Source organism: Paenibacillus sp. FSL R5-0914, from assembly GCF_038004525.1.
Classification (GTDB): domain Bacteria; phylum Bacillota; class Bacilli; order Paenibacillales; family Paenibacillaceae; genus Paenibacillus_AQ.
In genome coordinates this window covers 1,218,625-1,241,047 of the sequence record NZ_JBBORH010000003.1, presented here as the reverse complement: position 1 = coordinate 1,241,047, position 22,423 = coordinate 1,218,625, and the positions used below count along the sequence as shown (strand labels likewise).

General features: G+C 42.8%; 16 protein-coding genes and 1 tRNA gene. 4 read left to right on the top strand and 13 right to left on the bottom strand.

The features are described from left to right. Nucleotides 1-48 precede the first annotated feature (48 nt). The 3 genes from MKX60_RS28685 to MKX60_RS28675 form a co-directional block, all read right to left on the bottom strand. Entirely contained in the window at nucleotides 49-1,680 is a 1,632-nt protein-coding gene (locus MKX60_RS28685; RefSeq protein ID WP_341061648.1) for a response regulator transcription factor, read from the bottom strand. Between the two features lie 27 nt (nucleotides 1,681-1,707). Beyond that, nucleotides 1,708-3,003, bottom strand: coding sequence for an ABC transporter substrate-binding protein (locus MKX60_RS28680; protein WP_143759572.1), 1,296 nt, complete (start codon nucleotides 3,001-3,003; stop codon nucleotides 1,708-1,710). 119 nt (nucleotides 3,004-3,122) lie between these two features. Beyond that, nucleotides 3,123-4,922 carry a cache domain-containing sensor histidine kinase gene (locus MKX60_RS28675; protein ID WP_341061646.1) on the bottom strand — a complete coding sequence of 600 codons (1,800 nt, stop codon included), beginning with the start codon at nucleotides 4,920-4,922 and terminating at the stop codon, nucleotides 3,123-3,125. 352 nt (nucleotides 4,923-5,274) lie between these two features. On the opposite strand from MKX60_RS28675, the gene MKX60_RS28670 reads away from it, so the two are divergent. Beyond that, nucleotides 5,275-5,856, top strand: a complete 582-nt coding sequence (locus MKX60_RS28670; protein ID WP_076283299.1) for a TetR/AcrR family transcriptional regulator — start codon at nucleotides 5,275-5,277, stop codon at nucleotides 5,854-5,856. A 24-nt stretch (nucleotides 5,857-5,880) separates the two neighbouring features. Then, complete coding sequence (locus MKX60_RS28665; protein WP_076283300.1) at nucleotides 5,881-7,083, top strand: MFS transporter; 1,203 nt, start codon at nucleotides 5,881-5,883, stop codon at nucleotides 7,081-7,083. A 250-nt stretch (nucleotides 7,084-7,333) separates the two neighbouring features. On the opposite strand, the gene MKX60_RS28660 is transcribed toward MKX60_RS28665, so the two are convergent. The 7 genes from MKX60_RS28660 to MKX60_RS28630 all read right to left on the bottom strand — a co-directional run bounded on the left by MKX60_RS28660 (nucleotide 7,334) and on the right by MKX60_RS28630 (nucleotide 16,409). Next, nucleotides 7,334-9,244: a beta-N-acetylhexosaminidase gene (locus MKX60_RS28660; RefSeq protein ID WP_341061730.1), complete on the bottom strand. Its 1,911-nt coding sequence runs from the start codon at nucleotides 9,242-9,244 to the stop codon at nucleotides 7,334-7,336. A gap of 62 nt (nucleotides 9,245-9,306) precedes the next feature. Beyond that, nucleotides 9,307-10,167 carry a carbohydrate ABC transporter permease gene (locus tag MKX60_RS28655; protein ID WP_256716411.1) on the bottom strand — a complete coding sequence of 287 codons (861 nt, stop codon included), beginning with the start codon at nucleotides 10,165-10,167 and terminating at the stop codon, nucleotides 9,307-9,309. Nucleotides 10,168-10,223: 56 nt separating this feature from the next. Then, nucleotides 10,224-11,096, bottom strand: a complete 873-nt coding sequence (locus MKX60_RS28650; RefSeq protein ID WP_042186574.1) for a carbohydrate ABC transporter permease — start codon at nucleotides 11,094-11,096, stop codon at nucleotides 10,224-10,226. A gap of 32 nt (nucleotides 11,097-11,128) precedes the next feature. Next, the gene (locus MKX60_RS28645) at nucleotides 11,129-12,460 is read right to left on the bottom strand and encodes an extracellular solute-binding protein (RefSeq protein WP_149644696.1); all 1,332 of its coding nucleotides are present in this window, start codon (nucleotides 12,458-12,460) and stop codon (nucleotides 11,129-11,131) included. Nucleotides 12,461-12,565: 105 nt separating this feature from the next. Further along, entirely contained in the window at nucleotides 12,566-14,110 is a 1,545-nt protein-coding gene (locus tag MKX60_RS28640; RefSeq protein WP_341061645.1) for a response regulator transcription factor, read from the bottom strand. A gap of 36 nt (nucleotides 14,111-14,146) precedes the next feature. Beyond that, on the bottom strand, nucleotides 14,147-15,928 hold the full coding sequence (locus MKX60_RS28635; protein ID WP_341061644.1) for a sensor histidine kinase: 1,782 nt from the start codon (nucleotides 15,926-15,928) through the stop codon (nucleotides 14,147-14,149). Nucleotides 15,929-16,336: 408 nt separating this feature from the next. Beyond that, nucleotides 16,337-16,409, bottom strand: a tRNA-Lys gene (locus MKX60_RS28630). A 607-nt stretch (nucleotides 16,410-17,016) separates the two neighbouring features. Here MKX60_RS28630 and MKX60_RS28625 point away from each other — a divergent pair. Continuing rightward, nucleotides 17,017-17,892, top strand: coding sequence for an IS110 family transposase (locus tag MKX60_RS28625; RefSeq protein ID WP_256716424.1), 876 nt, complete (start codon nucleotides 17,017-17,019; stop codon nucleotides 17,890-17,892). A 557-nt stretch (nucleotides 17,893-18,449) separates the two neighbouring features. On the opposite strand, the gene MKX60_RS28620 is transcribed toward MKX60_RS28625, so the two are convergent. After that, nucleotides 18,450-19,040: a YdeI/OmpD-associated family protein gene (locus tag MKX60_RS28620; RefSeq protein ID WP_256721570.1), complete on the bottom strand. Its 591-nt coding sequence runs from the start codon at nucleotides 19,038-19,040 to the stop codon at nucleotides 18,450-18,452. Next, entirely contained in the window at nucleotides 19,016-19,957 is a 942-nt protein-coding gene (locus MKX60_RS28615; protein WP_341061643.1) for an alpha/beta fold hydrolase, read from the bottom strand. Before MKX60_RS28615 ends, MKX60_RS28620 begins: the two co-directional genes overlap by 25 nt. Before the next feature lie 99 nt (nucleotides 19,958-20,056). Here MKX60_RS28615 and MKX60_RS28610 point away from each other — a divergent pair, with 99 nt between their 5' ends. Beyond that, a complete protein-coding gene (locus MKX60_RS28610) occupies nucleotides 20,057-20,968 on the top strand; it encodes a helix-turn-helix transcriptional regulator (RefSeq protein WP_341061642.1) in 912 nt (303 codons plus the stop codon). Between the two features lie 354 nt (nucleotides 20,969-21,322). Here the strand turns inward: MKX60_RS28610 and MKX60_RS28605 are convergent, their stop codons facing one another. Beyond that, on the bottom strand, nucleotides 21,323-22,393 hold the full coding sequence (locus MKX60_RS28605) for a coiled-coil domain-containing protein (protein WP_143764009.1): 1,071 nt from the start codon (nucleotides 22,391-22,393) through the stop codon (nucleotides 21,323-21,325). Nucleotides 22,394-22,423: the final 30 nt, after the last annotated feature.

Here is a 22,423-nt window from a genome sequence, read left to right as displayed (position 1 = left end):
TGAAATCGGATACACATGATTTATTTTGTTCAACATTGATTATTTTTGTTATTCATTCTCTCTGCGATAAGCTAAGGGACTAATTCCTGTGATTTTTTTAAAAATACGACTGAAATGTTCTGGATTCACGTATCCTACTTGCTCAGAAACCTCGTATATTTTCATTCCGCTCTCCAGCGCCTTTTTAGCCTTCTCGATTCGCAGATTCGTCAGAAACTGAATGAAATTAACACCTATTTCTTTGGAAAACTGTTTGCTTAAATAGCTCTCGCTTACACCGACAATCTGACTAATATTCGACAAATGGACATCTTCGTTAAAGTTTTTCTCTATGAGCTCTTTCGTTTTAGCAACAACAGGGCTAAGAAAGCATTCCTTGGGTTGATCTTTCGGATGCAGCTTTTGATGCAGATGTTCCAAGAACAGTCGGCACCAATGCACCGTATTCTCCCAGGTTTCCTGCTTATAAATATGATCCGTGATAGGATAAGGCAGCTTATCATGAAGCTTTTCCCAAGAAACGCCTTTTTGATAAATTAATGCACTTGCCTCCCAAGTCATATCGACTACATCTGATTTGATAAGCTCAGGTGAACAAGGGTATCGCTGAATCAACAAGCTACAGCAGTGTTCATAGACCTCCTGCCATTTCATTAAATCCGGATCACTTAATGACTTCAGCATTTCGGTTCTAGCCAAATACCATGCCTCTTTCCAGTCACTTTCCTTAATAGCTGGACGCCTTTCAGCTTCCGGATAATATAATCGATTGTACCCCTGGTAGAAACTCAACCCTGCTAATCGTTCAGCTTGGCGGAATAATCGGTTCCACTGCTGATGACCATCCACAATATCACTGATGCCCATAGAAAGCTTCAAATTAATAAATTGCTTTAATCTCATGCTCACCTCAGACAAGATTATGTCTGTCAATCTACGAATGGCGATGATGCTGCATTGCTCTGGAAAAGAGAAGAACAAAACATAATGCCTGTCATCATATCTGCATACTTTGCAGATCCCTTCACTTCTACTTCGATTCGTTACCGTTCGTATCGTCTGCATAATCATACGGTGTGAATCTTCAAATTGAACGGTATCTGATAGCCTAAGAAGCGCAACCTCCAGATTTTTTTCCCCCATATGCTTTCGAACAAGCTCCAACGAAGGCGTTATATCATCATCTGTCACTTCTAAAGAATCCGATAGGCAAAGTCGATGCAGAACGGAACAGATCGAAGCTTCTACGTCTTCTAATGTTGATACTGTCTTTGAGGAGCTTTGCCGCCGCTTCAATTCATCCACAGTCTTAGTCAGTACCGGTGCAATATAAGTTTCATCTAACTTGGCTTTAACAATGTAATCAAAGGCGCCGAGCACAAAGGAATCTCTTACAAAAGAATAATCTCCGTATGCGCTAAGCATGATGGTTAACGGTTGATTCGAAAAAGTAGTGTTATTCAGTGCTTCGAGTAGCTCTACTCCATTCATATTTGGCATTTGAATATCCGCCAGAACTAGATCCACATCCTGATGGATTTTCAGCATATTTAATGCCTCCTTACCATCTCCTGCTTCCCCTGCAATCTCAAAATCGGTCGAAGCAATGGATATATACTCCCGGAGGGCTAACCTAGCTAATGGTTCATCATCAACAATGAGAGCTTTAAATTTCATCATAAATCCCTCCATAATTGATCTATAGGATTACCTCAAAGCCTCAACCGCTATCTCCCAATCATCATTCAATTTTTCTTGAATATCGGACACCTCAGCACCTGAAAAAATTTCTTGTGCAGCCTTCTTTTCATCAAACTGTATGGCATTTTTTACTTTTTCAAACTTCTCATCGATCCCCAGGTACATAAACGGCTCAAAGGGGTGCTTCTCTTGAACATTGTTGAAGAACGGCAGGAATGATTCAATATTGATCACTGTCGATGAATTTTGCGAATAATTAATATACACTTGGTAAACATCCCGGCTAAATACCCACTCCAAAAATGCTTTAACTTCTTCCGTATTTTTGGAGTTTTTATTGATCGCCATATATTGATCTGGCATAGTGATTGCCTGCAAACGCTCTGAAGTTGTCTCTCTCCAGGGCAATGTGAACGCATCTAAATCTTTATCATCCTTCATTTTGGATAAATGATCTCTAAGATACCACTGACCGAGTGCAAGCATAGCCGCTTTATTATTTTGAAACAGCAGCGTTGCCTGATCCACACCAATATTGAGTGCATCGGGCCCTGCTAGTTCATTCTCTGCTATTTTCTTAATCATCACTGCTGCTTTCTCGAAAGGAGAACCTTTTCCAAAAGGGCGTTTCGTCTGTGCGATTGAAGATAAATAATTTTCATCCTTGGATAGTAGAGGCGGCCCAAACTCAGTGAAAGGATAGAACGTCCAATTCTCTTTCCCGCCAATCGCAATCGGAATATATTTGCCATGCGCTTTAATCTTCATCATCACATCCATAAATTCATCCATCGTTTGCGGAATCTCTACGCCGGCCTCTTGAAAGATACTTGGATGGTAATAGACATATTCAGAGAAGGATACAAGTGGTAGACCAAGAATGGAATGATCTAATCTAGCGGGATATTTATTGTTTTTTGCTGCGGTTAATCCATCCAGTGGAAGAAGTACTGCTTTGTAAGTGAGTAGGTCATCTGGCTTCAGGTAAAAAATATCCGGCAAATCATTGGCTGCTAAACGAACCTTTAAATACTGACCGCTATTATCGGGAATTGTCTCTACTTCAACCGTTACATTAGGCTTAATTTTAGAGTAGTCTCTTACTTTTTCCGTCCAAAATTTGATATCTGTCTTCGCTTCCCACATGCCGAATTTTATTTTAATCGGTTGATCCAGATTCACCTTTCCCTGTTGTTGCTCTATTGCCCCTCCTTTGGGACTAAACTTACTTAAAGAGAAGAAGCCACCTACAAAAATAAGAGAAATGATCCCTATTAAGGACACACGGAGTATTATTTTCACTTCTATTAATCACAGCCTTCGAAAAAAAGTTTATACCATCATACCTCCTCTGAAGTTACACATGAATGATGTTTTCCCTCTGGACTATGATCTTTTATGATCCTCCGCAGCATTTTGCTTCATCCTCCCTCCCCTAACAACTGATCCTGCATCTCATCCTCCGGCGTGTCGATCAACGGTAGTCTTATCGATACTATCGTTCCCTGAGGTTTATTCTTCTCGTACTTTAAACCGTAACGCCTCCCGTAATGTAGCTGAATTCGCTTATTAACGTTACTGTTTCCCATACCACTGAAAGAATGCTGATGGCGTATACCATCGCTGTCATATTCCTGAGCATCCATATCCAACATGCCTACACCATTATCAGCTATAGTTATAAGAAGATCTTCCGCTTGTTTGCTCACTATGATTTCGATGATACCAGGATAGTCAACATTCTTTAGTCCATGAATAATACTGTTTTCTAAAATAGGTTGTATTAGCAATTTCAATATATAATAACCTGCTAAATCCTCATCTACTTCCCATCTCGTTTGAATCGGTCTACCAAAACGAATCTCCATGATATACAAATAATTCTTTAAATGATCTATTTCCTCATCAATCGTAGTCAGAATTCCACCTCGATTAAAAGAAGAAGCCAACAGACGAGTTAGCGCATGCGTCATATTCCGTATGTTATCTGCTTTACTGATTAAAGCCATAAACTTGATTGAATTGAGTGTATTTATTAAAAAGTGTGGATTGATCTGCGACTGAAGTGCTGCAAACTCCGCCTTTCGCTTCTCCACCTCTTGCCTTTCATGATGGTAGAGCAGATCCTGAATACGTTCCGTCATATGATTAAAAGAATGCCCAAGCTTAATTAGCTCCAGGCTGCCGGTTCTCATAAATTTAGCGTTTAAATCACCTTCAGTAACCAGATCCATTTGCCGGAGAAGCTCATTTAACGGCTTAGTAACATTAGATACAAAGTAAAATGAAACAAGAATAAATGCTAAGATGATCATCAATGCAAACACCCAGACGATATAATTCACACTAAGGTAATTGGCTGTTAGATCAGCATATGGAATAGACTGTACAAGCCACCATCCGGTCTGATCAATCTTGGCGTAGGTTATCAAATTTCTATCTTCACCATTAACATCCACAACGTACCCTTTTTCCTGCGGCCCACGATTTGCGAACCAGTGCATTTGGAATCCCCCCCCTCTAGAGGCAAGGGTATTGGATGAGATAATTTGACCTTCCTCTGTGACGATAAAAAGGCTGGATTCCGTATTATCACGTGACTGCAAAATATGATCAAAGGCACTACTCTCAAACGTAAAAAGAATCATTTCTAGCTGGGATAAAGGATTGATTACACTTGGAGATAGGGCAGCAACCATATTGTAAGGATTGTAGTTACCATATAAAATATTGGGCATCATCCCCAGAAAATGAACGCTATCGGGATTATTCAGCACCTGCCCATACCACGTTTTTTGGCGAAAATAAGAATCATCCAAATTCAAATTCTTTAAGTACGAATAGGATTGATGGTCTTTAAATAGGAAGTTCACCGACAGTACTCGTCCTGAGATGGATGCCGTGTACTTCTCTATTAAGACCTTTAGCTCATAGTAAGCCTGCTGTTTCTCGACTCCACTCTTACGATTAATTTCATAAAGCTTTGCCATCACATCCCTGTCCATACCGATGGAAGCAAATAGTCCCGTCAACCTCCTTATTTCCTGACTAACGGAATAGGAGATCGCTTGAGCCGTTTGCTGAGATCGTGATGTATTTTGCTGAAGAATATCTCGCTTATAAATATTTAGAATAATGATGGAGAATAAGATGATCGGCAGAATGACTACAAGTATAAAAAAAAGCCTCAATGTGCTAGACATCCGCCAATTTTTTCTCATAAGTTCCCTCCCCTTTAAAAGATAACTTATAAACGCTCACTTCTACCTCACCATGAATATTGAACAACATATTCCCTTAAATTTGTGCTACTTCCTGCATGGCGACAAAAGTACTCAGAATATTACACACAACCATTCACTTAATCTTTAAATCTGAGTTTTTTCCCAGTTTTCGACAACGTTTACGAGTTGATTCAAAATGAAAAAGAGCTGACATTAATGTAGAAAGTTCTACTTTAGGATCAGCTCCTTTAGTTCGGTCAATCGTCTTTTCAAACAATATTCATTTGCATAAAATAATTTAATTTGATAGTATAACTGACGAACGTTCGTTAATATCGAGGTGATTTTTTTGAAAAGTAAAGAAATTAAAGACATTGCTTTGAAATGTTTCACAACTCATGGATATGAGGGGGCTTCTTTGTCTCAAATTGCTGAGCAAGTCGGGATGAAAAAACAATCTCTTTATGCCCATTTCAAAGGGAAGGATGATCTTTTTCTGCAAGTTCTACAAGATGCCAAAGAGACAGAAATCTCATCCAAACTACAATATTTGAGTAAGGTAGGGACTCAAAATCCTAAAACAGATTTATTAGGATATCTGCAATTGGTCATTGATATGTTTCAAAAGAACGAGCAGTTAAAGTTTTGGTTGCGTATCTCTTTTTTTCCACCGCCCCATCTTGCTAAAGCGATTGATGAAGAAGTAATCGACACAGAGAAAAAGATTCAACCCGTACTTGAAAGTAAATTCCAAGCTTGGATCGATGCCAAAGTCATCATGGAAGATGCAGCCTCCATCCCAACGCTTGCCTTTTTAGGTGTAGTTGATTCGATCATGCTAGAGCTTGTGTATGGCAATAATGAAATCCGTTTAAATGAAAAACTAAATGCCTCATGGACCGTATTTTGGAGAGGTATTTCACAGGTGTGATTCTACAAAGAGAGGTATTACTTCATGAAGAAACCATTGAAAGAACAAAAAACAGTCTTACTCATTCTACTAAGTAACATATTCATTGTTTTTCTAGGCGTTGGGCTGATCGTCCCTGTTATGCCATCCTTTATGAACATTATGCATTTGTCAGGTAAAACGATGGGGTATCTTGTAGCAGCATTTGCATTCGCGCAATTACTCATGTCTCCTCTGGCAGGGCGCTGGATTGACACTTACGGCAGAAAAAAAATGATCGTTATCGGCTTAGTGCTCTTCAGTGCATCGGAATTAATCTTTGGTTTAGGCACACATGTATCCGTTCTTTATTTCGCCAGAATTCTTGGAGGGATTGCTGGTGCATTCATTATGCCTGCCGTCACTGCCTATGTTGCGGACATCACCTCAGTAGAGGAAAGACCTAAGGCAATGGGTTATGTTTCTGCCGCCATTAGTATCGGTTTTATTATTGGCCCAGGAATCGGAGGATTTATTACTGAACTAGGTATACGTGCTCCATTCTATTTTGCTGCTGGCTTCGCCTTAATCACTTGTATTTCGTCGATATTTATTCTGAAAGAGCCACTATCCAAAGAGCAGCTTTTGGAAATCAGTAAACTAAAAAAAGACACCAACTTTATCACTGATCTGAAACGCTCGTTTCATCCAGCATATATTATTGCGTTTATTATAGTGTTTGTCCTCGCCTTTGGCTTATCGGCATATGAAACTGTGTTTAGCCTGTTTTCTGATCATAAATTTGGCTTCACTCCACGGGATATTGCAACCATCATTACAATAAGCTCAATCTTCGGGGTGGTTGTGCAGGTCTTTTTATTCGGTAAAATGGTAGATAAGCTCGGTGAAAAAAAGCTCATTCAACTCTGCTTAATTGCTGGCGTAGCCTTAGCTGTAGCCTCCACCATGATCAATAACTATTTAACTGTTCTGCTAGTAACCTGCTTCATCTTTCTCGCATTTGACCTACTCCGTCCAGCACTAACGACCTATTTATCAAAAACGGCTGAAAAAGAGCAAGGCTTTGTCGCTGGCATGAACTCAACCTATACTAGCCTTGGTAATATCATCGGACCTGCATTAGGCGGAGTATTATTTGATGTAAACATCAACTATCCATATCTCTTTGCGGCTGTCATTATGTTTATTGGTCTTGTAATTACGATGGTATGGAAAGAAAAACAAGCTACTAATGGCTTGGTAAACTAAGGTAAGGAACAACTGCGAATAGTAAGATTTACAAAATAAAAACAGCTCGCCCTATATGGGGACACGAGCTGCTCAGGCTGTCGAGAATGTCTCGACAGCTTTCTTTATATCTAATCATTTACAGTCTTCACCACGTATTTTATCCTCGTTCCCACTGCTTGTACATTAAATATACAAAAAACGGAGCCCCTAACCATCACTTCATGACCAGTACCTTTGATTTCAATTTGCTTGAGAATAATTCTTCAACCTAGAATGGATTGATCACATGGAAAAAGACGTTAGGCGACGCCATACGGTAATAATAGCTGCACCAGCCTGCACCTTTGTCGGTGAAACGGTTCGTCGTGCTATACAGCAATCGTTCCTGCTCCAGCTCCTCGATCCGTTCGAGCTTTCCGTCCGCATATTCTAACAGCCTCATGCTCGCTGTATCCAGCCGGCTTACAACACCGCCGTAACGAATATCGAGCACCTCCCAGCCGAACGGTTTGAACATCGATAGCCATTGCTTCCGGTGTGCGGCGCGAAGATTTTGCACACCCAGCGAAATTTCGGGCAAAACATCCTCTGCAATCCGCCTAAGTACTGCCTTGTCTCCACTGTCATAAGCCCGCTTCAGCTCAAGACCGATTTCGCTCTTCTGCTTCAACACCGCACATAGCTTTTGTGGCACCTCAAACAAGTAATCTAGCTCTGCCTCAGCTTTTCTGCGGCTTGCAATTTCGCCTTCCGCCCATGCATAATGAGCCGCCATATCTAGCCCATCAATCTGTTTGTCGAACAGCCCCAGCAGTACATCCTGATACAACAGAAACTTAGACGGATTGCTCTGCTTCTGATTATTTGGTGCAGCTCCCGGTGTCTCGTCCAAATACTTCAGCCCCATGTAAGCGTCCGCCTCGATGCCGGTGCAGAACCGAACGCGCTCGGCCAGCGCCTTGTCAGTCGGCGTCGACGAAGAATAAGCATGCTCCGCATAAAACTGCAAGCCGAGCAAAGCAATGTACGGATTGCTCTCCATTCCGTCGTCACCCCACATCGTCGCATAAACTTCCCGGATGCCTTCCTTCTTGCATACCGTCAGCGCTGCATCGGTCGCCGGCAAGGATAGCCCGTAATTGACGCCGAACGTATTGAATACCCACACAGCACCCGCAAAAATAAGATTATTACCGAGCGGCCGGTGTTTGGCGATCAATGTTTCGTAGTCCTTCTCCTCGACGTGGTTATAGTCCCAGTAAACCATATCTATGTCCTTAGGAATGCGGCTCGACATGTCCTCTGATATTTGCGTCTCATGGCCATAATAATCTTCACCGTTAGCTGAAGCCAGCTTCAGGAACATATCGCTCCACATCATCGGTTTCAACCCTAAGCGTCGAGTTACTGCGAGCACCCGCTCCAGATGGCCTGTCATAATATCAAAACGGTTCATATGTCCATTGCGATCCAAAAATTTACCGCGTCCAAGCTCTTCCGCTTCATCCATGCCGATGTGGATTTTCCGGCTGCGGAACGGCGCGCTAATGCTGACAATCATATTTTCGACCAGACGATCGGTCTTCTCCGCTCCAACTAGCAACGCGCCTTTTGTATCTTTATATTCCTTTACCGGCTCCCATTTCAAAAACTCCTCCAAATGAGCCAGTGTTTGAATGCTCGGGAACGCTTCAATGCCGAATTGATCGGCGTAATCGTCGATTTCCTTCAACTCCGCCGCCGTGTAGCGGCCGCGCATGTAGCCGAAATATGGCTCGTCTTCTATCTCGTAAGTGTCTTCCAAATAGAGCATGACGCTATTCAAGCCCATCAGCGCCATTTTACGCAGCATAAACTTGAAGCTTTCAACGGTTAGCACTCCATTGCGCGATAAATCAAACATCGGACCGATCACATCGAATTGTTGTTGCTCTGTAATTTGAAAGCTCTCTCCGCCCCTAATCTTCTGAATCAACAGTCCCAAGCCTCGAAAAAATTGATGTTTAGCGCCGTAACGAATATAAGCGCTTTTACCATCATAACCAACTTCCAGTTCTCCTGAAGACGGTTCTATTAAAACGGGAATTCCATCCTCCGACCATTCTGACTTAAGTTCGGCAAGCAGCAACCGAAGTCCTGATTGAAGCTCGCTCAATTCTCCTATAAAATGTAACTTCACTATCAATCCCTCCACAAAAATGAAATATATATAAAATTACACCAAAAACTCGATCAAGGGTGTTAACCTTTGACCGAGCCTGCTACCATGCCTTTCATAATTTGCTCTTGGAAGATCAAAAAGATGAGAATGGTTGGTATTGCAGCAATAAACATCGCGCCCATCGTTAAGCTGTAGTCCGTTCCGAATCCATCGGAGAAGAGCGACAAGCTGAGGGGCAGCGTCTTCAACGCTTGAGAATTAATAAAGACGAGCGCGAAGGAGAAATCATTCCAAAACCTCAAAAATGCAAGAATTGTAATCGTAGCGACGATCGGCAGGGACAATGGGAAAATGATGCGTCCGAAGATTCCCCACCAGCCGTTGCCGTCGATCATCGCCGCTTCCTCTACTTCTCTCGGAATGGATACGATGTAGGACATTCCAAGGAAGATCGCAATTGGTAATTCAAATGCCGTATACGGTAGGATGAGTGACCAGTACGTATTCAGCATCCCGAGCTTGTTCATGAAAATAAACAATGGAACGAGTGTGCTATGAATTGGAATGAGCATGCCTAGCAAGAACAATCCTTTTATAACGCCACTCAACTTGAATGGGAACCGAGCAAGTACATAAGCTGCAAGCATACCGAGCACAATGGTCAGCAGCAGTGCTGAAAGGGTAACAATTGTGGAGTTGAGCACCGCCCGGCCCATATTTCCGAGATCCCATGCCCGGGTTATATTGTCGAACTGCCATTGCTGCGGCCAGGAATAGGGACGATTGAAAAATTCCTGATTTGACTTGAATGCACTTATTCCTAACCAGTATAGCGGATACAATGTAATTATGGCATAAAATAACAGGATGATTTTCGCAATTCCGGAAATCGGCTTACGCCACAGCGAGCCTCTCATCTTCTCCGACCGAGCGTCTATCATTGCTTGCATAGCGATTCACTCCTTCATCGGCCGGGCTAACATTAGCCGACCGCCCATTAGCCGCGTCTCTTCGTGATGATATGATTTAGGCCAATGAGCACGGCGCTAATCAGAATAATCATTGTGGATACCGCAGAGCCGTAGCCGTAACGGTATACCGTAAAGGTGTTATTGTACATATATGTGGCGAGCAATTCTGTCGATTGTGCAGGACCGCCGCGCGTCATGACGATAACATGGTCGAATGCCTTCAAACTTCCAGATATGCACAGTACGATGGTTACAACAACTGTTCCCCAAATTATCGGGAGCGTCACGAAAAATAGCTTTCTCCAGGCTACCGCCCCGTCGATCTTCGCAGCATCTTCAATTTCTGAAGAGATATTTTGGAGTGCAGCGATGAAAATGATAAGATACGGGCCGATATTCGCCCAGTTAATCGGGATCGATACGGCAAACATATTGATTTTAGGGTCGTCTAGCCAAGGCCGGCGCCAAGATTCCAGTCCCAGCGTCTCCAATAATTGATTCAGCAAACCGATTTGCGGGTGATAAATATAGCCCCAGATGAGACCGACGACGACTGTAGACAGCACCATCGGGAGAAATACAGCGGAGCGCATCAACCGATTGAACATCGTGTTCTTGAGCAAGAACAATGACAGCAGCAATGCGACCGATACTTGACCTATTACTGCCGAGACAACAAGGATCAGGTTGTTTTTCAGTGCTCTCCAGAATACTGGATCCTCTAGTATCATTCGATAATTATCCAACCCGATAAGCTTAGCAGCACCGAGTCCCTTCCACTCAAAGAAACCGTAGTAAGCTGACCAAAAAATCGGAACGATCGCAAAGATGATAAAGATGAGTAGTGCAGGAAGCAGCGCCATGATGACGAAGCTTCTGCTGCGCAATGATGCAGGCATGGCGACAGCCTCCTTTACGTACTTTTGTCTGATTACTTTTTAGTCGAACGCGCTTGCGCATCCTGCAGTTTTTTAGCTACATCCTCCGGCTTACCGCCCATCATAAGCTCTTGAAGACCGTTGTTGATCACTTCGCCTGCTTCAGCAGATAAATAGGCGTCATATACCGGCGTAATTTCAGAATTCACAGCCAATTCATAAGCTTTGAAGTAAAGCGGGCTTACTTTCGACTTATCCAGTTCTACTTTGTACATAACCATTGAGTTGCTTTCTGCGATCGCCTTTTGGCCATCCGGTCCGCTTACTGCGTAGATCAGATCAAGCGCTGCCTGCTTCTGTGCGCCTTTTGTATTTTTGTTAAGCGCGAAGCCTGCGCCTGCGCCACCGGAAATCGTATTCGGTTTGCCTGCTCCACCTTCTATGCCAGGCATTGTTGTGACTTCGATAGGTGCCAACTGCTCAGGAGTTGCGGATGCTGCAAGATTCGTAAGCGACCATGCGCCGTTAATCATCATAGCTGCCTTGCCTTGAATGAAGTATTGCTCTGCTTGCGTGTTGTCGATGCTGTTTGCGCCATCTTGAAACGCTTTATTGTCAACGAGCTCTTTGTACTTGCCCAAAGCATCAATGAACACAGGATCTGTAAAAGACGCTCCATCTTGAGCTGCAGCTTTCAAGAACCATTCCGTGCCCGTCACGCGGTCAGCCAACGAACCGATAATCGTCGATTGTGCAACCCATGGCGCTTTATTGCCGAGGGCAATCGGCGTAATGCCGTTGTCGTTGAACGTTTTAATTGCAGTCATCATCTCTTCCCAAGTCGTCGGCACTTTTACACTATGCTTCTCGAAAAGATCTTTGTTATAATACATGAACGAAGTTGCGGACATACCGAGCGGCGCTGTGAAAATTTGTCCTTTTTCAAACTCATAGCGGTCGAATGCCCCTGCCAAGAAACTATTCTTCCATTCTGGGTATTTATCCATCAACTCTGTAATCGGTTGAAGCTTACCGGCATCATAGAACTCTTGGGATTGGCTGCCCGCATAAACGAAAAATACATCTGGCATTTCATTTGCCGCAGCAACTGTGCTTAGGCGTTGACGATAACCGTCAACCGGGATCGCTTGCGCGTCTACCTCAACGTCTGGATGCTCCTCTTTATACTTGTCAATCAGGTCTCTAACCGCTTTGGCACGAAGGTCGTCACCCGCGAAGTTATGCCATATTGAAATTTTCGTTTTTTCTCCAGAGCTTTTATTGTCTTCATTGCTCTGCTCCTTTTTTCCGCTATTGTTGCAAGCGGTTGCCAAAAGGGCAATCATCAAGATAATTGTCGTTACAAACGCAAGTCTCTTCTTCATTCAAATATTCCCCCTTTAGTAATAACCCTAGTATAGATAAGACAGACGAGAAGTCGTAGGGGGGAAAATTAAGCCCATACGGGGGGTATTTTCACCTTCGTCGATTCATCTTGAACGGTATTGCGAAGGAGTTTCGCCACTGTAACGCTTAAATAGCTGGTTAAAATGCTTCATATCCTCGTATCCTACCCGCTTAGCGATCTCGCTCACCTTCGCCGGCGTTTCCTTCAACAAACGGCTAGCCCATTCCATTCTCGCTTCCGTTACATACTCAATATAGTTTTTACCTGTTTCCTGTTTAAACAGCTTGCTAAAATAGTTTGGATTCATATGTACGCTTGCCGCTACTTGCGCCAAAGACAAGCTGTCTGCAAGATGCTCGCGTATATAGGCTACAGTTCGGTCAATGGCTTCATTCCTGCTGCCGTTTAATCGTTCATACTGCGCATGGATCGCAAGCAGCATCTGCTGCAAAGTTTCTTCTGGGTTCGCAGTAAGCAGCTTTATGTCCAACTGTTCAAGCTGTGGAAGCTTCGGCATCGATTGACCAACGGACGCTGCTGCACGCTCTAGCCAGCGGTACCCCCCAACAATCAAGGAATGCAAATACGCTTGAACGGAACAAGGCGTCGCTTCCGCATCCTGTCTAATGCTCACCAGTTCACCTTTAATCCACTGTTTTACGACCTCTCGGCTCCCGCTTCTCAGAACGGCGGTTAGCTTACTCTCCACTTCTTCCGTACAAACGGTCTGCATTCCTTTCCGATCTTTAATATCCTCATAGGCCAGCATTCTTGCTTCCTCTGCCAACCAGCGGTACGAGGCGGTTTGTTCGGCGGTGCGAAGTGACTCCCTCAGTTCTACCACGTTGCTGGCCCATACACCGCATGCGGCAAAAAAAGGCTGGCAATAAACGCGCTCCGCCCGCTCCATCGACGCCTTAACCAATCGCTTCGCGCCCGGCTGCCCCCTGCGGAAAATAAGCAGCCATCCATATTCCCAATCCAGAATGACGCAGCCAAGTGAATTCCTAATCATCGCAGCCGCCTCATTCATTTCACTTTCCGTCTCCTCCTTCATTGTCAGTGGAGACGCAGATGTAACTAGCCATAGCTCTAGCTTCTCCATATCCGATCCGAGCCTCAGCTCAGGATAATAGATCAACAGTTCCTCACTTTCACGCTCCGTCAGGAGATTGTCCCCGCGAAGAAACCGATCTAGTTGCTTCCAACGGAACGCCGTTTGATGGATGGCTTCTTGAAGCACGGCCTCCCGTCTGCTGACGATACGCTGCTTCACGCGCATAACCGCAGTCATGATATCGCCAGGACGGCTATTTTTAAGCAAATAATCACTTATTCCTTCCCGCATCGCTTGCTGTGCATATGCGAAATCATCGAATCCAGACAATATAATAATTTCAATGTATGGAAAATTCCGCTTAACCTCGCGAGACAATTCCAATCCCGTCATTCCCGTCATCCGAATATCGGTTAGAATGATGTCAGGACACTCTATCGGAATGCGCATCAGCGCTTCCTCCGCGGAAGCAGCCGGCGCGAGCAGCTCAATGCCATTCTCTTCCCATTTAATAACCGTGCTAAGGCCGGTCCTAATAATGACTTCGTCATCTACAATTAACAGCTTCATGTACAGATTCTCCTTCCTTCCCACAAAGGTTGTAGCCTATTTGATTTCTGATTGGATCGGTATAATGGTAAAACTAACTTTAGTGCCGCTTCCTTCTACGCTTTCGATCCGCAAACCGGCTTCATGCCCATAATGAAGCTGCAGCCGATTATGCACGTTGCGCAATCCGTAGCTGCTGCCTGCCGAGTCATTATTCTTCAGCGGATCAATGCCCAAGTTTGCGCTTACCTTCTCCCTCAACAGCTCCAATCTTTCCCTGCTCATGCCTACACCGTCATCCTGAACAATAAAGGTTATTTGCTCTCCCGCTGACATTGCTTTAACGATAATGCTTCCTTTACCCTCTCTTTTCAAAATGCCATGAATCATCGCATTTTCAATTAGCGGCTGGAGCAGCAGCTTCAGCATTCTCATATCGAGCAGCTCCGCCGGAATATTCGCCTCGTAATCAAATTTATCCGGATATCGAATGGACTGGATCTTCACATAATGATCTACATGCAAAATTTCTTGGCTGATTGCACAATATTCCTGTCCTTTATTTAAGCTGAACCGAAGAAAATCACTCAATGAGCCGACCATATCCGCGATTTTTTCGTCTCCCTTCATTAGCGCCATCCAGTGGACTGACGATAACGTATTATATAGAAAATGTGGATTGATCTGCGCTTGAAGTGCCGACATATCCGCTTCCTTCTTCAACGCTTCGTTGTGCTTCACCTCATCGGTTAGATTAATAATTCGCGAGCTCATCCGATTATAGCTAATAATCAGCTGTCCAACCTCATCGATCGATGTGACGGGCAACGTCGGCAGCGGCTCGTCTGGGCTGGAATTCCTAAGAAACTTCGTTAATGCAGACAACGGTTTCGTCACCTTTTGAATAAGTACAAGTACAAAAGCGATGACAAAAAGCATGGAAATGCTGACTGCAATTGCAGTTAACGTTAAAAAATACTGATTCTGCGCTCTGTAAGCTTTTGCCGGAATGATGCCTACGAGCCTCCAGTTAACATTCGGCATCTGATAGTATAATACTGTACTCCGCTCCTCCGCTTCTCGGTAATCGAACGAGCCCGACTTACCCTTGAATTCAACTATTCCGGGAAAATAATCGTTCAAGTTCTTGTTAGTCGAATACCCTTCCGGCCCAGCCAATATCCGATTTTGTTCGTCCAACAGCAGGGCGACGCCTTCACCCTCTAGTCCAGCTTGCTTTAAATGGCTAGAGATAACCGATTGCGTCAAGCTAATTTTAAGCATGCCGATATCGTAATATTTTGATGTGCTGCGAATCGGCCGTGACATCGTAATGACATCCTCTTTGCCGTCCGATGTAACGAAGTGATGTACCGGAGACCACCATTTAGGATATTTCTCATAATAACTGGGATATTCGCTCTGAATATCGGCCCATTCTGATTCGAGGACGGATCTGAAGGAAACCGACGGCTTATTATCTTCATTCGATTCGATCATGACATTGGCGATATATGGTTTGGAAATCGATAATGTTGTAAGTAAATTAACGATCGAGGTTTGCTTTAGCAAATCGTGTTCCGGTGTTTTCAAATAGCTTTGGACATCAGGGTGGCCGATGAGGAATAGTGATAGATTCTCAACATCGCTCACCATATTTTCCAAATAGGCCCCAATTTGCCGAAGCGTGTTCATGCCTGAACTTTTCGCTTTCTCTTCCGTTAAGCTTTCAGCAATATAATAGGAGAACAGTCCCAGAGACAACACCGGTACCAATACCGAAATAATAATCAACAAGCTCAGCTTCTGCTTTAACGATTTACCCAACCAGTTTTCCATCTTATCCTCCGTTCAGATTACCTTTATGCTCTGTTGCTAAATTGTAGCTTTCAAGACTTCCAGAAAACATGTTTGCGCTTTCATATTAACCTAAGTCGCTCGTCCCGACTAGAGTCTATTGTTGACTTGATGAAGCATTGCCTGGTCTTGAGGTCGTCGATGTACCGGGAGAGAGCACCGGATCTTACCTCAGCACAAAAAAAAAGACCGCCCTCTCGCAAAGGAATACAGTCTATTTCCTGTTTGATCCTTCGAAAAGCGGCTATTGCACCGGCAGTCGTGTTTCCACACGGCTCGCTTGCATTGCACATTTTTTCTCTCCAAACTATTCCATGAAAGAAACCTAATAAAAAGCCACTCCACTCTCCACAAAACAAAAAAAACGGCATTTCTGCCGTTTCTTTAGGATGGACTCTCAGGGGCTCGAACCCTGGACAAATAGATTAAGAATCTACTGCTCTACCAACTGAGCTAAGAGTCCATATGATGTTTGGTGGAGCCAAGGGGGATCGAATCCCTGACCTCATCGCTGCTAGCGATAGAGATGGTCTAGGTTTTAGAATGCTAATGCAGGAATAATCCTTATTATGCAAGCATTTCCTACGACTGTCAGAGGATATAAACAATTCTTTTATGATACTTGGTGACAGCGTTTGTCCCCAGTTCGTCCCCATTAAATGATGTAATATGTTTCCGCACTCCATATGCATCGAATATGTATACTTAAGCCCCACATGGACATTTAACATCCACGCCTCTACCCTTAACACATACCTCTGCTTTACCATCACTTGTGATACGGTTCCCCGCGTTTGATCTTCAACTCTCCTGCCCGTTCGTATTATGAGATCAACCAGTTCTTTCTGGTTGATCCTTTTTTCATTTGCATAGAGGATTAAAGTAGCCTGGTCGAACGTACCTGCCCGTGGGACTTGATCCCGAGAGCTATAATGTTCACCCCTACTTGTCATGACCATGATTGAGGCTGGTTGGGACGTAAGATCCCGTATAACAAGCGATGCTATGGAGCGACAAAAAGATCAACCTTAGGGGATGCCGGTGAATCTACACTTACAAGGGGAGATGAAATGAATCCAGTTATCGGTCTAGATATTTCTAAAGAAGAAAGCCATGGACAAGCCTTTCTAGAGCGCGGAAAGCCATTCCAAGGGATATTCCACTTCGAGCACACTCGAGATGGTTTAGCAAATTTCCTTCAAGTTTTAACAGAAGTTGAATTTGCATCTCAACAACGTCCTTTGCTTATTCTAGAAGCAACCGGTCATTATCAAAGTCCCGTTGTTCAGTTCCTAGAGGAACATCATTATATTTATATTGTTATTAATCCGCTCATCTCAAATCGGCTTAGGAAGTCTCAACTTCGTAAAGTAAAGACGGATGCTGCTGACGCTTACCTATTGGGAGAGCTGTACTACAAAGAAGAATTTGAACCGTTTAAGAAAAGAGGTGTGCAACTTCTCAATCTGCGCTATCTTACAAGACAATATGAGTCTCTTTCAAAGATGTGTGTACAAACTAAACTACAATTCCAAGCTGTTTTAGATCAGGTTTTCCCTGCTTACAAAGGTGTCTTTGGAGCTATGTATTCCGGTATTTCATTACAGTTTTTAAGTGAATTCCCAACCTCATATTCAGTATTACAGACGGATGAAAACACACTCAAATCTAAGATGAAAGAACTGCTTTCTTCAAAACGGGGGCGTTCAGAGGACTGGATTAACCAACGGGTGCAACGGCTGCTAGTTGCGGCAAAACAAAACCCATTTCAGCAAACCATGTATGCAAGCCACTTAATCAATTTGAAAGTCCTTATTACCCTCATTCTTCAGTACCAAGAGCATCTTACTGGATTGGAACAGAACATAGAGCGATGCTTTTCTCTCCGCCTGTTCAATTATTGCAGTATTTCTGCTTTGTTAGTTATACGCCTTTTCCTTGCGTGAAGTAAAAAACAAACGGCACGGGGCTTTCCCATGCCGTTTTGAATTCCATTTTTATTCCCGTTCTTACCTTTGAGCTTAACTTAATGACATTGCCTGTTTGGGTGTCCTTATTGTTTTTCTAAGTTTTGCTTGCTAAGCGACTCTATTCAGCATCATTCTGCTCTTCCAGTCATCTCAAAATCGCTTGGTTTGTTTCTTCCGGCTTTTCTTGCTGGATCCAATGACCGCAATCCAGATTGACCACTTCCGCATTAGGCACGAACTTTGTCAGTTTTTCAGACCTCTGGACCGTATCCCGGTCACCATAGATCATGAGGGTCGGCCGTACCATAAAAATGAAGGGGGTTGCGATTTTGGATGAGCTGTTTCATCCCTTCTTCATTTAGCGATTTGATTTATGCCTCGCATTTAAAACGTTCTGACTTTTGATGAGAATTAAACCCTAAATGATTGAGAAATACAGTAGCTCCTCTCTCCTAAAGATCAGGGAAACAATAGACCCAGATTTATGCAGTACCAAAAATCCTTTTAACGATTCTTTTGTTATTTGTATTTCCTTATTCTGTAATATTATTTTTGCAATGTTGAAATTTTAGCCCTTCTTCAGATGAAGCGATCAATATTCCAAGCCTTCTTAATCGTGTTTCTTCTTTCTTGGCGCTCATTACCCACCAGATAGAATCTCTTTTATAGGATGGTGATAAATTAGTGAAGAATAGCCAGGCTGTTTGATTGGCCTTGATTTGTTCTTCATATTCTTTGGCAAGTTCCACGTTTCTTTGTTCAGAGGAATAGCCTTGTGCATCGGTTCTGTTGTTAAAGACGTGCATTCCTTCTGGTCTCATCTTTCCAAGCTGTATTAGTGCTTTTACCTTCTTTACGTTCACAGCACTCCATACACTATTTACTTTGCGCGGAGTAAAGCGAATCTTATAGCTTTGTTTATCAATGGTTTTTCGTATACCGTCAATCCACCCAAAACAAAGAGCGGCATCTACTGATGCAGACCAAGTAAGGCTTGCACGCCCTGTACTTATCCCAAAATAGCCCACCCAAATTTCACTAGCTTCAGCATGATGTTCTTCTAACCAATCGTTAAACTCTTCTTGGTTGTTGAAAAAAACTACATCTCCCATTGTTCCAGCCATTTTAAAATCGCTTGGTTTGTTTCTTCCGGCTTTTCTTCCTGGATCCAATGACCGCAATCCAGATTGACCACTTCCACATTGGGCACGAACTTTGTCAGGTTTTCAGACTTCGCAACCACATCCCGGTCGCCGTAGATCATGAGGGTCGGCTGCTGGATGATCGGGTTCACTTTCGCCAATAAGCGCCAGTTGCGGTCAAGGTTCCTGTACCAATTTATGCTGCCCGTGAACCCTGATGTTTCAAAAGCGGAGACGTAAACGGCCAGCTCGCTTTCGCTCAATACGGGCTCACCGAGCGGTGTTTCTGCTCTGGCGAGATTGATCAACGCCATACCTGGCTCAGGTGCTCTGAGAGGCTCGTTCTTCCGGTACAGGTTGCGAAGGAACCTGTATGTATTGTCTTCGAATACGGCGTCCGCGACGCCTGGCTGTCGATTGAAGTGGACGAAATAGAAATCGCCGCCAAGTATTTCTTCCATGAACTCGATCCAGGGTTTTTCTCCGCGCACTTGGTAAGGCAAGCTCAGATTTATCACTTTATTGACTCGGTTTGGATGCAACAAGGTCAGTCCCCAAACGACGAATGCACCCCAGTCATGACCGACAAAGGTAGCGTCCTCGTATCCATAGTGATCGAGAAGCGCGATGAGATCACCCGACAAGTGTTCAATGTCATAGTCTGTTACTTCGGTCGGACGGGATGAGTTGCCGTAACCCCGCTGGTTGGGGACGATGACATGGTAGCCCGCTGCGGCAAGTGCGTCCATCTGATGGCGCCAAGAAAAGGCATGCTCTGGCCAGCCGTGGCAGAGTACAATAGGTTTTCCTGCGTTTTCTCGGCCTGCTTCAAACACTTCGAGTTCCACACCGTTGGCTGAAATAAGGGTGGGCTTGGGAAAATCGGTTGGATTAAACATTGAATTAAAACCTCCTTCTTGTGATACTTGTAGTATAATGGATAAAAGGTGACATCAAGGTGTCACCGTTCTGAAATCATGTAAAAAAAGAGGGCAATTATGGACAAAGTGGAGAGACTCATTTCGATTATCATGATATTGCTGAAAAAAGAGGTTGTTTCTACAACGGAATTCTCACAACTATTCAATGTCTCCAAAAGAACGATCCTTCGCGATATGGAAACATTGAGCTTATCGAATATCCCGATCTACTCTGTCAATGGGGTCAAAGGGGGCTACGGCATAATGGATGAATACAAGGTGGATAAACGCCTTTTAAGCAGCTCCGATTTACAGAATATATTAACTGCGCTCGGCGGATTGGAACAAATCCTCCGTACTGAAGAAGTTGAAAGAACGATAAATAAAATAGAGGCAATGGTTAGTCCATTGTCTCTAAATCGTTCCATTCAACTGTCGTTTTATGATTGGGAAGGTCGGTCCGAGATTCTTGAAACCTTAAAGACATGTCAAGAATCCATTTCAAAAAAGAGGCTGGCTTCGTTTTATTATACAGATAAGGACGGGGCTGTAACGAATAGAATGGTCGAGCCCTATGAGCTGCATTTTAGCGAATCGAGTTGGTACTTGAAAGGATTCTGTTTACATCGACAGGGATATCGAACTTTCAAGTTATCTCGGATCGATCATATTACTATGGATGAACGCGCGTTTCATCCTAGAGACGATTGGTCAGAGCAAGTACACGAAGCAAATTATCTACCTGAATTCGTCACGATTAAGGCATGGATATCGCCTAGCATAAAAGATCAAATCATCGAAAGGTATGGTCGAAGAAGTATTGAAGACCATAGTTCTGGATTTTTATTAGCAACCATTTATGTCCCACAAAATCGTATGGGATTTCAACTTTTAGCAAGCTTCGGCACTCATCTAAAAGTTGTAGAGCCCAAAACCTATGTTGAAGACTTTCGAAATTATTTATATCAAATGATGGAGAACTATTCCTGATATATTTAGCATTAAAGCTTCAACCTTCAACTCAACTTTTCGCCCTATTTATGGTACGGTTCACCGTACCATCTATACAGCGAACGCAAATATTCTACTTACCTAATTTTTAGATAGTAAAAGCGAATGAAATGTTTCAATCGCTTTTATCTAAAAAGGTCCATTATATATTAGCACTATTCCTTTATTTCATTTGCTTCTTCATCTATTAGACCATGCTCGCCATTGTAAAAAGTATATTTAGTGAATAACTTATCAAATTGGGTTGGAGGTGTATTTTCAACGAGAATTATTTGATGATGATCACCTAATTCAACTAAAATTTTATAAAACTCTTCATAAACTTCAGGATCTCTAACTTGATTTTTTTACTGGACCTTCAGCAATATTTAAATCCTGATTTTCTTTCTTCAAAGTACCCACATACTTGCTAATTGAGTCTAGCAACAATAATCCTGGGTGTCCTACAGCGAAACCAGCTTCCTTGCTATTGAGAATAGCACCTAAGTAAGATAGCTGCATACTTTCTAGCAATCCTCCACTTTCATGTGCATAAACGCTAGCTCCATTATAATATGGAATGAAATTTTCTCTATTAATGTAGGTATCTTCAAGAAATTCATATTTCAATCTGATCATGAATTGACGATACTCAAGATCAAGGAAATTAATAATCTTTTCCTTTTCCGCACCTTTAACCTGTAACGCTGCTAGTTTCAATTTCAATTTCTCTTCTTTAATCCCTAGAGAAATAATAGAAGCTTCTTTTTCCTCGATTTTATGGTAAATCCTCATACTTTCTTTAAAGATTTCTTGATCTCTTGTCAGTCTGTTAATCATACTATTTAAAGTTTCTATTTGGGAAAGGAACGGAACTTCTGTTTTCTTGCTGAAAACCTTAATCGCTTCATCAAAAATTTCGCGTTTTTGATTTAGATTTGATATCTCATTATTTAGTTCTTCTACTTTCTTATTTTCAGTCTCTATTAATCCTGATACTAAAGTTTTTTTGCTTTCAATTTCCTTCCTAATCTTTTGTAAATTTTTTTCTGTTTCACCACTATTCAGGACTCCACTAGTATGATTATGCTTTATTTGTGAATTACACAAAGGACACTCAAGTATTTGATCAGCAATAACTAACTTGTAATTTATATTTAATGTTTCTTCTATTTCTACAAGTTCCACGTCATATTCTTCTAACAACAACATTTTAGAAGAGACCGATAAGTTTAATAACTTTTCTTCTTTCCGAAAATTAAACACCTCATTAGAAATATTCTCTATATCTCTTTTGAGCTTAATATATAATTGGTTTTCTTTATTCTCATTAGAAGCGCGGGACGGCTTACCGGCTTCATCCGTCCATTCAGGAAGTTTTATTCTGTATCGTCGAAAAAGCACATTCCGGTCGCGTTGCCGCACTAATCGGAATGTGCTTTAATCAATTGTTCC